Source organism: Leclercia sp. LSNIH8 (assembly GCF_002920195.1).
Lineage (GTDB): Bacteria > Pseudomonadota > Gammaproteobacteria > Enterobacterales > Enterobacteriaceae > Enterobacter.
The window spans coordinates 185,467-199,281 of record NZ_PQJY01000004.1 but is presented as its reverse complement, the minus strand read 5'-3'; the positions used below and the strand labels follow the sequence as shown (position 1 = coordinate 199,281).

At 57.4% G+C, this 13,815-nt stretch carries 10 protein-coding genes and 4 tRNA genes; 8 read left to right on the top strand and 6 right to left on the bottom strand.

The window, feature by feature from the left end; all coding sequences use genetic code 11:
- The first annotated feature begins 72 nt into the window (after positions 1–72).
- Both C3406_RS12920 and dcuR read left to right on the top strand, forming a co-directional pair.
- Complete coding sequence (locus C3406_RS12920) at positions 73–1,686, top strand: sensor histidine kinase (protein ID WP_103822465.1); 1,614 nt, start codon at positions 73–75, stop codon at positions 1,684–1,686.
- A complete protein-coding gene (dcuR, locus tag C3406_RS12915; protein WP_103822466.1) occupies positions 1,683–2,408 on the top strand; it encodes a two-component system response regulator DcuR in 726 nt (241 codons plus the stop codon). Before C3406_RS12920 ends, dcuR begins: the two co-directional genes overlap by 4 nt.
- A 163-nt stretch (positions 2,409–2,571) precedes the next feature.
- Here dcuR and C3406_RS12910 read toward each other — a convergent pair.
- A tRNA-Ser gene (locus C3406_RS12910) sits at positions 2,572–2,661 on the bottom strand.
- A 92-nt stretch (positions 2,662–2,753) separates the two neighbouring features.
- Between C3406_RS12910 and mtfA the strand changes: the two genes are divergently transcribed.
- Together mtfA and C3406_RS12900 are read left to right on the top strand one after the other, a co-directional pair.
- Entirely contained in the window at positions 2,754–3,551 is a 798-nt protein-coding gene (gene mtfA / locus C3406_RS12905; RefSeq protein WP_103822467.1) for a DgsA anti-repressor MtfA, read from the top strand.
- 100 nt (positions 3,552–3,651) lie between these two features.
- Positions 3,652–3,727: transfer RNA gene (locus tag C3406_RS12900), tRNA-Asn, on the top strand.
- Between the two features lie 85 nt (positions 3,728–3,812).
- Here C3406_RS12900 and cbl read toward each other — a convergent pair.
- Both cbl and nac read right to left on the bottom strand, forming a co-directional pair.
- Positions 3,813–4,763, bottom strand: coding sequence for an HTH-type transcriptional regulator Cbl (gene cbl / locus C3406_RS12895; protein WP_103180169.1), 951 nt, complete (start codon positions 4,761–4,763; stop codon positions 3,813–3,815).
- A 96-nt stretch (positions 4,764–4,859) separates the two neighbouring features.
- Entirely contained in the window at positions 4,860–5,777 is a 918-nt protein-coding gene (gene nac / locus C3406_RS12890; RefSeq protein ID WP_103180170.1) for a nitrogen assimilation transcriptional regulator NAC, read from the bottom strand.
- 319 nt (positions 5,778–6,096) lie between these two features.
- Here nac and C3406_RS12885 point away from each other — a divergent pair.
- A tRNA-Asn gene (locus tag C3406_RS12885) sits at positions 6,097–6,172 on the top strand.
- A 48-nt stretch (positions 6,173–6,220) separates the two neighbouring features.
- Here C3406_RS12885 and ldtA read toward each other — a convergent pair.
- The gene (gene ldtA, locus C3406_RS12880) at positions 6,221–7,168 is read right to left on the bottom strand and encodes a L,D-transpeptidase (RefSeq protein ID WP_103822468.1); all 948 of its coding nucleotides are present in this window, start codon (positions 7,166–7,168) and stop codon (positions 6,221–6,223) included.
- Positions 7,169–7,407: 239 nt separating this feature from the next.
- Here ldtA and shiA point away from each other — a divergent pair, with 239 nt between their 5' ends.
- From shiA to C3406_RS12865, 3 genes are all read left to right on the top strand, one after another.
- Positions 7,408–8,718, top strand: coding sequence for a shikimate transporter (gene shiA, locus C3406_RS12875; protein WP_103822469.1), 1,311 nt, complete (start codon positions 7,408–7,410; stop codon positions 8,716–8,718).
- Positions 8,719–8,791: 73 nt separating this feature from the next.
- Complete coding sequence (locus C3406_RS12870; RefSeq protein ID WP_103822470.1) at positions 8,792–10,246, top strand: AMP nucleosidase; 1,455 nt, start codon at positions 8,792–8,794, stop codon at positions 10,244–10,246.
- A gap of 18 nt (positions 10,247–10,264) precedes the next feature.
- Positions 10,265–12,052, top strand: a complete 1,788-nt coding sequence (locus C3406_RS12865; RefSeq protein WP_103822471.1) for an aminopeptidase P family protein — start codon at positions 10,265–10,267, stop codon at positions 12,050–12,052.
- Positions 12,053–12,133: 81 nt separating this feature from the next.
- On the opposite strand, the gene C3406_RS12860 is transcribed toward C3406_RS12865, so the two are convergent.
- Both C3406_RS12860 and C3406_RS12855 read right to left on the bottom strand, forming a co-directional pair.
- Positions 12,134–12,209: transfer RNA gene (locus C3406_RS12860), tRNA-Asn, on the bottom strand.
- An 80-nt stretch (positions 12,210–12,289) separates the two neighbouring features.
- Entirely contained in the window at positions 12,290–13,765 is a 1,476-nt protein-coding gene (locus C3406_RS12855; protein WP_103822472.1) for an EmmdR/YeeO family multidrug/toxin efflux MATE transporter, read from the bottom strand.
- Positions 13,766–13,815 lie beyond the last annotated feature (50 nt).

Genomic DNA, 13,815 nt, shown 5'->3' with positions numbered 1-13,815 from the left:
AGATTTACATCGCTTTTACAAATCCCGCCCATCAGCGATAATGCCCCCCTTTCTCTCTTTGCCGGAGTTTCAATGCGCGATTTGCCGCCCCTTCCCCTCACGCACAAGCGCCCAATGAAACTGAACACGCTGGTCACGCTGATGGTGTACGGTGTAACGGGTGCAATATTACTGGTGATTTTTGTTCTCTATTTTGCACAAATCACCCGCGCCACCCGTGATGGCGTGCGGGATACCGCCCTCGCGGTCGCCAGAACCCTGGCCGACAGCCCGGAGGTGATCCGCGGCTTATCCCTCCCGCCGGAGAGCAACATTATTCAGCCTGTCGCCATGGCAGTGATGAAGCGTAATAATCTGTTGTTTGCCGTCGTCACCAATATGCAGGGGATCCGCTATTCTCATCCCAACAGTGCCCTGCTCGGTAAAGCCTTTATTGGGGCCGATCTGCGGCCTGCGCTGGAGGATAAAGAGAATGTCGCCATCAATCATGGCGTGCTCGACGAGGCGCTGCGCGTATTTACCCCGGTGTATAACGCACACCATCAGCAAATTGGTGTTGTTGCCGTGGGGATCTCACTGAATAAAGTGGAGCAGCAGATCGCCCGCAATCGCTGGGATGCCATCTGGCTGGTGCTGTTCAGCGCGCTGCTGGGGGCGCTCGGTGCCTGGGGGCTGGTGCGGATGCTTAAGCGCATTCTGTTTGGGCTGGAGCCTTATCAAATCTCAGCCCTGCTGGATCAACGTCAGGCGATGCTGCACTCCCTGCGTGAAGGGGTGATCGCCGTGGATCAGCAGGGGCGTGTAACGATGGTCAACCATGCCGCCCGGCAGATCCTGAATATCAGCGCCAGCAGCAAGGCTCTGCACGAGGAACCGCTGCTGGCAAACCTGCGCGAGGTGTTGCGTAGCGGCATGGCTCGCCAGGACCAGGAGCTCAACTGCCACGGCCGGTTATTGCTCTGCAATACCTTGCCCGTCAGGAGCGATAATCAGCTGATGGGCGCCATCACCACGTTTCGTGATAAGACGGAGATTAGCCAGCTCCTGCAACGGCTGGACGGTATGGTGAACTATCTGGATGCGCTGCACAGCCACTCCCATGAGTTTATGAACAAGCTGCATGTGATACTTGGTCTGCTGCATATGAAGCACTATGCCAGACTGGAAGAGTATGTCCTGTCGACCGCCAACGCCTGGCAGACCGATGTCGGCACGCTACAGCGCAACATCAAATCGCCGGTGGTGGCAGGATTTCTGCTGGGTAAAATCAATCGCGCCAGAGAGCTGGGGTTTCGCCTGACGCTCTCCGATGCCAGTCAGGTACCGGATAATCCCAATGCGCAGCAGGTCGCCGGGCTGATTACCGTGCTGGGTAATCTGATTGAAAATGCGCTTGATGCTATGACTGGCCAGCCCGAGGGCGAAATCGGTCTGCTGCTGCACTATCAGCAGGGCTGGCTTAGCGCCGAGGTGAGCGACGATGGTCCGGGTATCGCCCCGGAACATCTGCACGCCATTTTTAGCAAAGGGTTTTCTACTAAAGGGGAAAACCGAGGGGTGGGGTTATACCTGGCCCGTCAGCAGATCGAGAATCTGGGCGGAGAGATCGCCGTTGAATCGGAACCGGGCGTATTTACCCAGTTTTTTGTGCAACTCCCCTGGGAGAGTGAAAGGAATAGCGCGTGATACATGTTTTAATTGTCGATGACGATGCCATGGTGGCCGATCTTAACCGCCAGTACGTCAACCGGGTTGAGGGTTTTTGCTGCTGCGGCGTGGCCACTTCCCTGGCAGAAGCCGGGGCCATACTTCACTCCCCTGCCCGGCAGGTTGACCTGATCCTGCTGGATGTTTACATGCAGCACGACAATGGCCTGAGCCTGCTGCCGGTTATCCGGGCATCCGGGCGCAAAACAGACGTCATTATGATCACCTCGGCCTCTGATGGTGCCACCATTCAAATGGCTATGCACTATGGCGTGGTGGACTACCTGATCAAACCGTTTCAGTTCCCGCGTTTCGAAGAGGCACTAAAGGGCTGGCGTGAAAAAAAGCAGCTGATGGAAGCGCATCAGTATTATGACCAGGCTGATGTTGACCGGCTTCTGCGTGGCGGTGCACCGGCGCTGGCAGACAGCCGTCGCCTGCCGAAAGGGTTAACCCCGCAGACGCTGCGTACGCTGTGCCTCTGGATTGATGCGCATCCGGGAACGGAGTTCTCCACCGACGAACTGGCTGGCGCAGTTAATATCTCGCGAGTATCCTGCCGCAAATACCTGATTTGGCTGGCGCAGGTCAACATTTTGCACACCAGCATCCACTACGGGGCGACCGGTCGGCCGGTCTATCGCTATCGCTTGCGGCCCGAGCAGATTGCCCTGCTCAGACAGTATTGCCACCAGGAGTAATACATGCACTTCAACCTCTTCGGATAAACATCCTGATTTAGCTCACATATATTGTCTTGAGGCAGTAAAGGGCTATTACTCCACATAAGTGGAATGATAAGGTAGCCAGCGTAAAAGATCTCTGACGAGAAAACGTGCGGAAAATGTGACGGAAGAGGCTGCGTGGCGGAGAGAGGGGGATTTGAACCCCCGGTAGAGTTACCCCTACTCCGGTTTTCGAGACCGGTCCGTTCAGCCGCTCCGGCATCTCTCCGTTTTGATGTTGCCATCATGCCGGGTAATTTGGCATTTTAACAGACCATAACCGTTCAATTTTGTTCAAGTGACGAGTTTGCGAGCAAAGCGATGATTAAGTGGCCCTGGAAATCGAATGAATCCGCCCGAAGCGCGGCGCTGCCGTGGGAAGAGGCCCTGGCGATCCCCGTCCTGTCTACATTATCAGATGAGGATAAATCGCGTCTGGTACAGCTTGCCATACGGTTCTTACAGCAAAAACGCCTGGTTCCCTTGCAGGGTTTTGAGCTCGACGATCGCAAGAGCACCCGCATTGCCCTGCTCTTTTGCTTGCCGGTACTGCAGCTGGGTATCGAGTGGCTGGACGGTTTCCATGAAGTTCTGATCTATCCGGCACCGTTTGTGGTGGATGACGAATGGGAAGATGAGATCGGGCTGGTGCACAATCAGCGGATGGTGCAGTCCGGTCAAAGCTGGCAGCAAGGGCCGATTATCCTCAACTGGCTGGATATTCAGGACTCGTTCGATGCCTCCGGTTTCAACCTCATCATTCATGAAGTGGCCCACAAACTGGATACCCGTAACGGCGATCGCGCCAGCGGTGTCCCCTTCATTCCCCTGCGTGAAGTGGCAGGCTGGGAGCACGACCTGCACGCCGCCATGAACAATATTCAGGATGAGATCGATCTGGTGGGCGAAAGCGCGGCCAGTATCGACGCCTATGCTGCCACCGATCCCGCCGAGTGCTTTGCAGTATTGTCGGAATATTTCTTCAGCGCACCCGAACTTTTCGCTCCGCGCTTCCCGGCCCTGTGGCAGCGTTTTTGCCACTTTTACCAGCAGGACCCGCTACAGCGTTTACGTGAAAATGAAGGACCTGGCGAAGATTCCGCCGTGCAAGTGCACTAAAACAGCAGGCTGTGTCATAATTAATCAATTGAATCAGTGCGTTGAATTTAGTGTTGACACAAAATAGCGAGGCCATTAATATGCGCCTCGTTCACACGATTCCTCTGTAGTTCAGTCGGTAGAACGGCGGACTGTTAATCCGTATGTCACTGGTTCGAGTCCAGTCAGAGGAGCCAAATTAAAGAAGCCCGCTTAAGGAAACTTAAGCGGGCTTTTTGCTATTTCGCACCGTTAAAACCCCTCAACGCAGGGTTAATCTGGCTATATCTGGTAGTCAATCGCCACCTCTTCCGGCTCCATGACCTGACGTTTGATCTCCTCTACCGACAGCCCGGCGTTGCAAAGTTCGATAAAGCGCCAGACATAGTTGCGCTGTAACTGCCCTCGCTTAAGCCCGAGCCACACGGTGTTGGCATCGAAAAGATGACGGGTATCAAGACGCACCAGGCTCCCCTGCTCATGCTCGCCGCCGGACTGTTCCGCCACCAGCCCGATACCCAGCCCGAGCTCGACGTAGGTTTTAATCACGTCGGAGTCCTGGGCGCTGAGCACCACATCCGGCGTCAGCCCTTTGCGGTTGAAGGCCTCATCAATGCGTGACCGCCCGGTGATACCCTGGCGATAGGTGATTAAGGGCCATTTTGCGATAGCCTCGAGCGTCAACGGAGAGACCTGCGTCAGCGGATGGTCTGGCGGCAGCAGCAGGCTGTGATGCCAGCGAAACCACGGGAACGCCGCCAGCAGCGGATCGTTGCTTAAACGCTCGCTGGCGATGCCAATATCCGCCCCGCCGTTTTGCAACAGCATCTCTATCTCCTGGGGCGTACCCTGAATCAGCTCCAGGCGCACATCCGGGAACAGCTCCCGAAACGCCTTGATCACCGGGGGCAGGCTGTAGCGAGCCTGAGTGTGGGTGGTCGCGATAGTCAACACGCCGGTGGCGTCGTTGGTAAAGAGATCTGCCAGACGGCGCACGTTGCTGGCTTCATTGAGAATACGTTCGGCGATGGTCAACAGCGCTTTGCCGGGCTCGGTCATTCCCAGCAGACGTTTGCCGCGACGAATGAAGATCTCAATGCCCAGCTCCTCTTCCAGCTCGCGGATATGGCGACTGACGCCCGACTGAGAGGTATAGAGCATGTTGGCGACCTCGGTCAGGTTGTAATCCCGACGGGCCGCCTCACGGATAATTTTAAGCTGCTGGAAATTCACGGTTCACTCCGGCGAAACTGACATGACGCTATTGTTAAAGTGCGTCCGCCGTGTAAACAAATAATAAAAATCCGCAACTTATGCTTTTATGGAATATTAGCTGACCAGCTGCAGCTCGCGGTTCTCCAGCGACGGGCGGCTCACCAGCGACATCAGGATCTCTTTCACCGCCTGCGCCTGCGGTGACAGCGAGCCGCGGGCCGAGACGTTAAGCGATAACGGCAGGCTCATGGACGGCGAGCTGATTCTCGCCATCCAGCCGTTAGCGGCACTGGAGAGCGATCGTGCAGCCGATTCCGGCAGCACCGTCACCCCCATTCCGCTGGCAATGGCCGCGGTCAGGGTAGAGATGGAGTCGATCTCGCCAATGATTTTCGCCGTCAGACGGCGCAGCGAGAAGGCTTCATCGACGCGCAAACGCACGGCGCTATAATCACGCGGTAAGAACAGATTCATCTCGGCCACCGCCGTTAAATCGACGCTCTGACCCGGGCAATCCCGCGTCCCTACCAGATAGAGATCTTCTTTCAGCACCGGCTGGCTGGTGATCCCCGCCACAGGAGAACGATCGTAGAGCACCGCCATATCCAGCTGTCCGCTGAGTAATTTGTCGTTCAGCGCCGCGCCGCTGTTTTCATGCAGGTAGACCAGCACCTCCGGCAGCTCTGCGCGCACCGCCTGTAATAACGGCATGGTTACAGACGAGGCCGCCGTACCCGGTGCCAGGCCAATCGAAACCTGGCCGGTCAGCGTCTGCCCGACATTGCCCACCGCCAGCTGCGCCTGTTCACACTGGCGCAAAATAGTGCGAGCATGGGTATAAAGGATCTTGCCTGCTTCGGTAGGGGTCACGCCGCGTTTCGTGCGGATCAACAGTTGCTGATCGAGTTCACCTTCCAGAGTGGCCACCTGCTGGCTCAGTGCCGGCTGTGCGATGTGTAACACTTCAGCGGCCTGGGTCAGGCTGCCGATATCGACGATTTTTACGAAGTATTTCAGTCGTCTTAAGTTCATGTTGCCCCCTGTACGAAATGCGTTGCCGGTTCCGGCGCGAATGTACAGAGGGTTTTGCAAGATGCTTGCCAGTTTTGAAAAGAGGTCCGATATGTCCGCTAAGCGGCTGAAAATAAGGAAATCCAATTGCTGCCGTCGCTTTTTAAAGTGAAACAGCGGTTTATGATCTGCCCCATTCGGGGTATATCCGCACCAAAAACGTGCAATCCGCTGGGGAAAACATCACTTTGCTGATTTTGTCAGCAAACGAGTCAAAGAGAGAAGATCACCCTTTGACAACGGTGACCCACGTCGATAATATGCGCCCCGTTCACACGATTCCTCTGTAGTTCAGTCGGTAGAACGGCGGACTGTTAATCCGTATGTCACTGGTTCGAGTCCAGTCAGAGGAGCCAAATTTAAAAAGCCTGCTTTAAAAGCAGGCTTTTTGCTTTTCTGAGTCGTTACTGAGAAATAGTCACCAGCGGCGTGTGCACCGCTCCGCTTACGTTCACCGGCATCCCCGACCGACGCTCCAGCGCCCCGCTAACCTTCACGGCATCCACATCCGCACCGTTGAGCTCCGCGCGCAGTCCTGCCGTCATGGGCAGCGGGACTCTGTTGGTAGACTCAAATTCCGCGCGATTACGCGACAGCGGCTCATGCACTTCGACCCAACGACTGCCGTCCGGCTCGGTGGTGACTTTAACCGGCTGATCGATAAGCTGCACGCGCGTTCCGACCGGGACATTGTCGAACAAGTATTTGATATCGTCATTACGCAGACGAATGCAGCCCTGGCTCACGCGCAGCCCGATACCAAAGTTTGAATTGGTGCCATGAATTGCGTACAGCCTGCCGATATAGAGCGCATACAGCCCCATCGGGTTGTCCGGCCCCGCGGGCACAAACGCGGGCAGAGTCTTGCCCTCTTTGGCGTAGGCCCGACGGGTGTTTGGGGTTGGCGTCCAGGTAGGCCCGTCCTGCTTGCGCTCGACGGCGGTTACCCAGTTACGCGGCGTCTCGCGCCCGGCTTCGCCGATACCGATGGGGAAGATCTCAACGGTGCTGCCCCCTGGCGGGTAATAATAGAGGCGCATCTCCGCCACGTTAACCACAATCCCCTCACGCACGGTTGCGGGGAGGATGAGCTGTTGCGGCACTACCAGCTGTGTACCGGGTTGAGGCAAAAAAGGATCAACGCCCGGATTCGCCTCCAGCATATTACTGAGTCCCTGCCCGTACTGGGCCGCAAACGCCTCCAGCGGCAGTTTGTTGTCATGTGGAACGGTGATCACCTGCGAGGCCCCCACCAGACGACTCCCTTCAGGCGGCAACGGATAACTCACCGCCAGCGCACTCTGACTGACCAATAAAGCAGCAATAAAGCCCAACTTCATCATACGACGCATTATTCCCTTCCTCTGTCGCTCCGCGTATCTGACAAGCATAGCCTTGTTGCTGCGTTTATAGCCAGTTAACAAACCATCATTTCGATTAATATCACCCGTTTACCTCACGCGGGGATAAAATCGTTTTCACCCGTCCGCTGTCGCGGTAGTCTCATATCCGTCGCCGTTTTGAGGGCGACCGCAACGTGAGCGATATTCTTTCTAATACCTATAAAAAAATAACGTCAGACAGGATCACTATGGATACCACCCTCGCCTCCTCGTCCCCCGACGGGGCTATACCATCGCTGCATCGCGCGCGCCGCGCGGCCCTCGGCAGTTTTGCCGGTGCGGTAGTCGACTGGTACGATTTTTTGCTCTACGGCATTACCGCCGCGCTGGTTTTTAACCGTGAATTTTTCCCCCAGATTAGTCCGGCGATGGGCACGCTCGCCGCCTTTGCCACCTTTGGCGTCGGTTTTTTATTCCGTCCGTTGGGCGGGGTGATCTTCGGTCATTTCGGCGACAAGCTGGGCCGCAAGCGAATGCTGATGCTGACGGTGTGGATGATGGGCATCGCCACGGCGCTGATTGGTCTCCTCCCCTCTTTTGCCGTTATTGGCTGGTGGGCGCCGGTTCTGCTGGTGACCCTGCGCGCCGTGCAGGGCTTTGCCGTCGGCGGCGAATGGGGCGGCGCGGCGCTGCTGTCTGTTGAAAGTGCCCCGGCGCGGAAAAAAGCTTTCTATAGCAGCGGTGTACAGGTGGGTTATGGCGTAGGTCTGTTGCTCTCTACCGGGCTGGTATCGCTGATCAGCACGCTGACCACCGACGAACAGTTCCTGAGCTGGGGCTGGCGCATCCCGTTCCTGTTCAGCATTGTGCTGGTGCTGGGGGCACTGTGGGTGCGTAACAGGATGGATGAGTCTGCCGAGTTTGAGCTGCAGCGGCAACAACCTTCAGAGAAGCGTCGCCTGCCGGTGATGGACGCGCTGATCCGTCATCCGGGGGCGTTTTTGAAAATTATCGCCCTGCGCCTGTGCGAGCTGCTGACCATGTATATCGTCACAGCTTTTGCGCTCAGCTACTCCACCCAGAATCTCGGCCTGCCCCGGGAGCTGTTTTTAAATATCGGCCTGCTGGTGGGCGGCATCAGTTGTCTCACTATTCCCTGCTTCGCCTGGCTGGCGGACCGGTTTGGCCGCCGTCGGGTCTATATCACCGGGGCGTTAACGGGCGCATTGAGCACCTTCCCGTTCTTTATGGCCCTCGAAGCCCAGTCCGTTTTCTGGATTGTGGTGTTCGCCATTTTGCTGGCGAATATCGCCCATGACATGGTGGTATGTGTCCAGCAGCCGATGTTTACTGAGATGTTTGGCGCGAGTTACCGCTACAGTGGCGCTGGGGTTGGCTATCAGGTGGCGAGCGTGGTAGGGGGCGGTTTTACGCCGTTTATTGCCGCCGCGCTGGTGACTTTCTCCGGCGGTGATTGGCACAGCGTGGCCATCTACCTGCTGGCCGGGTGCCTGCTCTCCGCCGCCACCTGCCTGGTGATGAAACCGGCCGCTACCTGATCTCACTTTTGTTTCACATACAGGTGACATACTATCGGATAACGCCGTACACCTGTGGAACAAGGAGACAGAGATGAATAATAAGGACTCCAGCCTGACCCCGGCTCAGGCACTGGACATGCTGGATGCGCTGTACGACCAGGCGGTTAACGCCCTGCGCAGCGCCATCAGCGACTATATCAAAGACGGAACGCTCCCCGATGCAGAGGCCAGAATGAATGGCCTCTTTGTTTATCCGTCACTTTCCGTGACCTGGGATGGTAGCGCCACCAATACGCCGAAGACCCGCGCCTATGCGCGATTCACCCACGCTGGATGCTACTCCACCACCGTCACCCGTCCAGCGCTGTTCCGCCCTTACCTGGAGGAGCAGCTGACGCTGCTGTATCAGGATTACGGCGCCCACATCACCGTGGAGCCCTCGCGCCATGAGATCCCCTACCCGTACGTTATCGATGGCTCAGAGCTGACCCTGGACCGCTCCATGAGCGCGGGCTTAACGCGCCACTTCCCGACCACCGAGCTTTCGCAGATCGGCGATGAGACCGCCGACGGGATCTACCATCCAGCGGAGTTTTCCCCGCTGTCGCACTTTGATGCCCGCCGGGTCGATTTTTCGCTGGCGCGTCTGCGTCACTACACCGGTACCCCGGCAGAACATTTCCAGCCGTTTGTCCTGTTCACCAACTACACCCGCTACGTGGATGAGTTTGTCCGCTGGGGCTGCAGCCAGATCCTCGATCCCGACAGCCCGTACATTGCTCTCTCCTGCGCGGGCGGGATCTGGATCACCGCCGAAACCGAAGCCCCGGAGCAGGCCATTTCTGACCTGGCGTGGAAAAAACATCAGATGCCCGCCTGGCACCTGGTCACCGCCGAGGGTCAGGGCATCACCCTGATTAACATTGGCGTGGGCCCGTCGAACGCCAAAACCATCTGCGACCACCTCGCGGTGCTGCGCCCGGACGTCTGGCTGATGATTGGTCACTGCGGTGGACTGCGTGAAAGCCAGTTGATTGGTGATTACGTGCTCGCCCACGCCTACTTGCGTGACGACCATGTGCTGGATGCGGTATTGCCGCCGGATATTCCGATCCCAAGCATCGCCGAAGTGCAGCGGGCACTGTATGACGCCACCAAAGAGGTGAGCGGCATGCCGGGAGAAGAAGTTAAGCAGCGGTTGCGCACCGGCACGGTCGTTACTACCGACGACCGGAACTGGGAGCTGCGCTACTCGGCCTCGGCGCTGCGCTTTAACCTGAGCCGCGCGGTGGCGATTGATATGGAGAGCGCCACCATCGCCGCTCAGGGTTACCGCTTCCGCGTACCCTACGGCACCCTGCTCTGCGTTTCCGATAAGCCGCTGCATGGGGAAATTAAACTTCCTGGCCAGGCAAACCGTTTTTACGAGGGGGCTATCTCCGAGCATCTGCAGATTGGCATTCGCGCTATCGATCTGCTGCGCGCCGAAGGGGATAAATTGCACTCGCGTAAACTGCGTACCTTTAACGAGCCGCCGTTCCGCTGATCATAAAAAAGGAAAGTTATGCAAACCACCTCACCGCTATTCACCCTGCGCCAGTGGCTGGAAACCCAGGCGCTGGATGGCATTATCGTCCCCCGCGCCGATGCCTTTCAGAGCGAATATTGTCATCCTCATGACGATATTCTCGCCTGGCTGACCGGCTTTGACGGCTCAGCGGGGCACGCCCTGATCCTGCGCGATCGCGCCCTGCTGTTTGTCGATGGACGTTATCAGGTTCAGGCCCGTGAACAGGTTAATCTGGCCGAGATTGAGATCCTGCATCTGCACAACGATCCGCTGGCAGACTGGTTGCAGCAGAACATGAAACCCGGGGCGCGTATCGCCTTTGAAGCGATGCTGATGACCCAAACCCAGTATGAAGCACTCAATGCCAGTCACTGTGAGCTTGTCGCCCTGAATGCATCGCCGTTTGATACCCTCTGGCAGGATCGTCCGGCCCCGCCTGTCGGGGCCATCCGCGAAATGCCGGTGGAGATCAGCGGTGAAAGCAGTGCCGACAAGCGCCAGCGCGTGGCCGCCATTCTGGCAGGACAGCATGCCGATTATCTGGCCATCACCCAGCCGGATAACATCGCCTGGCTGTTGAACGTACGCGGCAGCGATATCCCGACGAGCCCGGTACCGAACTCGTTTGCCCTGCTGAGCCGCGACGGTGCGGTGACGTGGTTTGTCACGCCTGAAAAAACCCGCGCGCTTCCAGCCCTGCTACTGGAGAGCCTGACGCTGGCGCCTGAATCCGATTTTCTGTCGCAAAGCCAGCAGCTGTGCGCCGGTAAGCGTGTGATGGTGGATGCCGATTCCGCCCCTGTCGCCCTGCGCTTTGCCGTTGAGCCGCAGGGGGAGATCGTCTGGCACGCTGACCCGATCACCGCAATGAAAGCGCACAAAAACCCGATTGAGCTGGCGGGCTACCGCGACAGCCACCATCAGGACGGGGTGGCATGGGTCAACTTTCTTGCCTGGCTGGCGCACGAAGTGCCCCGTCGCGAAGCCTCTGGTCAACCCATTACCGAGCTGGAAGCCCAGGCGCAGCAGCTTCTCTTCCGTGAGCAGCGACCGGGCTTTATCGAGCAGAGTTTTGCCACTATCTCCGCCTCTGGTAGCAATGCGGCGATGTGCCATTACCACTCCAGCGAACAGACGAATGCGGCCATTACCCGCGACCACTTTTATCTGAACGATTCCGGCGGGCAGTATCACAACGGCACTACCGACGCCACGCGCACACTCGCTTTCGGCCCACTGAGCGCTCAGTGTCGTCTGCACTATACCGCTGTGCTGAAAGGCTTTTTATCGCTTATTTCCCTGCAATTCCCGTCCGGAACCTGCGGGCATCAGATCGATGCGTTCGCGCGGCGTGAGCTGTGGGAGCTGGGGCTCGATTTTGATCACGGCACCGGGCACGGCGTGGGCCATCAACTGCTGATCCATGAAAATCCGCAGCGTATTGCAAAGAAGGTTAACCCCTGGCCGCTGGTGGCGGGAAATATCATCACCATCGAGCCGGGCTACTATCTGGCGGATGCGTATGGTATTCGTATCGAAAACCAGGTGGAGGTGGTGGAGAGCGTACCGGGCTTCTGCCGCTTTGCGTCGCTGACGCTGGTCCCTATCGACCTGAGTCAGGTGGATCTGCATCTGCTGAGCGAAAAAGAGATTAAATGGCTAGATGAGTACCACCAGCAGGTGCGTGAGGCGCTCTCGCCGCACGTTAACAGTGAGGCGCGTCCATGGCTGATCTCGGCCACGGCGCCGGTGCGCGTACACCGCCAGGGGCTCATTAAGTAATGACGGCAGCCTTCGGGTTGCCATTTTTTGGACTGTCCCGGAAAAGCAAAAAGCCTGCTTTAAAAGCAGGCTTTTCAAATTTGGCTCCTCTGACTGGACTCGAACCAGTGACATACGGATTAACAGTCCGCCGTTCTACCGACTGAACTACAGAGGAATCGTGTGAACGGGGCGAATATTAGCGATGCCACCTGGCGTTGTCAAAGGCAGAATGCAGATTTTGCATCGTTTGCCGATTTATTCCCCACTTTGCGCATTCACTATCCGTTCTGCGGGGATCGCCGCCACATTTTCACGCACAGGCCGCGGATATTTCCACAGCCAGCGTCCGCTGACCATTCGCCAGTAGAACAGTGCGCCACGTACTGTCCAGTCGAGGAACATCCCCAGCCAGACACCTACCACACCCATTCCCAGCATAATCCCCAGGGTATAACCCGCTACCACGCGGCAGCCCCACATCCCGAGCATAGAAACCCACATGGCGAAGCGGGCATCCCGCGCCCCTTTCAGCCCGGCAGGCAGCACCCACGACGCCGCCCAGATCGGCATAAAGGCGGCGTTCAGCCAGATGAGGATCACCACCACATCTTTTACATCCTGTTCATGGGTATAGAACGACGCCATCAGGCTGGCGAACGGCGCCGTGCCCCAGGCAATGGCCGTGAGCCCGATTGTCGAGAGCCAGAAAACATGGCGCAGCTGGCGCTCCGCCTGACCTATCTGCCCCTTCCCGAGCCGTTTACCGGTGATAATGGTGGAGGCGGAACCCAGCGCGTTACCCGGCAGGTTGATCAGTGCCGCAATGGAAAAAGCGATAAAGTTACCGGCGATCACGTCGGTACCCATTCCGGCCACAAACATCTGGGTCAACAGCTTGCCGCCGTTGAACAACACCGATTCAATGCTGGCGGGTACGCCGATCCCCATCACTTCCCAGATAATGGCGAAGTTAAGCGGCTTGAAATAACTTTTGAGGCTGATGCGCAGCGACGGGTTAAAACCAACCGCCAGCACCACAATAATGGCGATGGCGCCAATGTAGCGGGAGATGGTCAGACCCAGACCGGCTCCGATAAAACCGAGCCCGTCCCAGGAAAAAAGCCCGTAAATCAGCACGCTGCTGATTAAAATGTTGAGAATGTTCATTCCGCCGTTTATCAGCAGCGGAATTTTGGTATTCCCTGCCCCACGCAGCGCCCCGCTACCAATCAGCGCAATCGCCGCGGCCGGGTAGCTGAGCACCGTCATTTCGAGATACGACAGCGCCAGGGCTTTCACCTCTCCGGTGGCATCGCCGGCCACCACATCGATAATCTCTTCGCCGAAATAGTGGATCACCGCTGCCAGCACAATGGAGAACAGGGTCATGATCACCAGCGACTGCCTGGCGGCAGCCCTGGCCCGGCGCGGATCGCGCTTACCCAGGCTAAAGGCCACCACCACCGTGGTACCCAGGTCTATCGCCGCGAAGAAAGAGATAATGACCATATTGAAGCTGTCGGCCAGCCCCACGCCCGCCATCGCCTCTTTACCGAGCCAGCTGACCAGGAAGGTGCTGAGCACGCCCATCAGCAGTACACAGGTGTTTTCCAGAAAGATAGGCACGGCAAGGGGGGTGATTTCGCGCCAGAAGAGAACTTTGTAGCTCTTACGTTTGCTATACCAGCGCGTGCGCATCACGGCCTGGCGTAAAGCGGAGGTGACGTTCAAAATGGACCTTAGAGAGAAAGTTGAAACTACATTTCAAATAATGAGGGAGA

Bases quoted from the DNA above. Each gene is read 5' to 3' on its own strand.
- ldtA (WP_103822468.1), bottom strand. From the start codon at position 7,168: ATGCGTCGTATGATGAAGTTGGGCTTTATTGCTGCTTTATTGGTCAGT.
- nac (WP_103180170.1), bottom strand. From the start codon at position 5,777: ATGAACTTAAGACGACTGAAATACTTCGTAAAAATCGTCGATATCGGC.
- C3406_RS12920 (WP_103822465.1), top strand. From the start codon at position 73: ATGCGCGATTTGCCGCCCCTTCCCCTCACGCACAAGCGCCCAATGAAA.
- mtfA (WP_103822467.1), top strand. From the start codon at position 2,754: ATGATTAAGTGGCCCTGGAAATCGAATGAATCCGCCCGAAGCGCGGCG.
- C3406_RS12865 (WP_103822471.1), top strand. From the start codon at position 10,265: ATGCAAACCACCTCACCGCTATTCACCCTGCGCCAGTGGCTGGAAACC.
- C3406_RS12870 (WP_103822470.1), top strand. From the start codon at position 8,792: ATGAATAATAAGGACTCCAGCCTGACCCCGGCTCAGGCACTGGACATG.
- shiA (WP_103822469.1), top strand. From the start codon at position 7,408: ATGGATACCACCCTCGCCTCCTCGTCCCCCGACGGGGCTATACCATCG.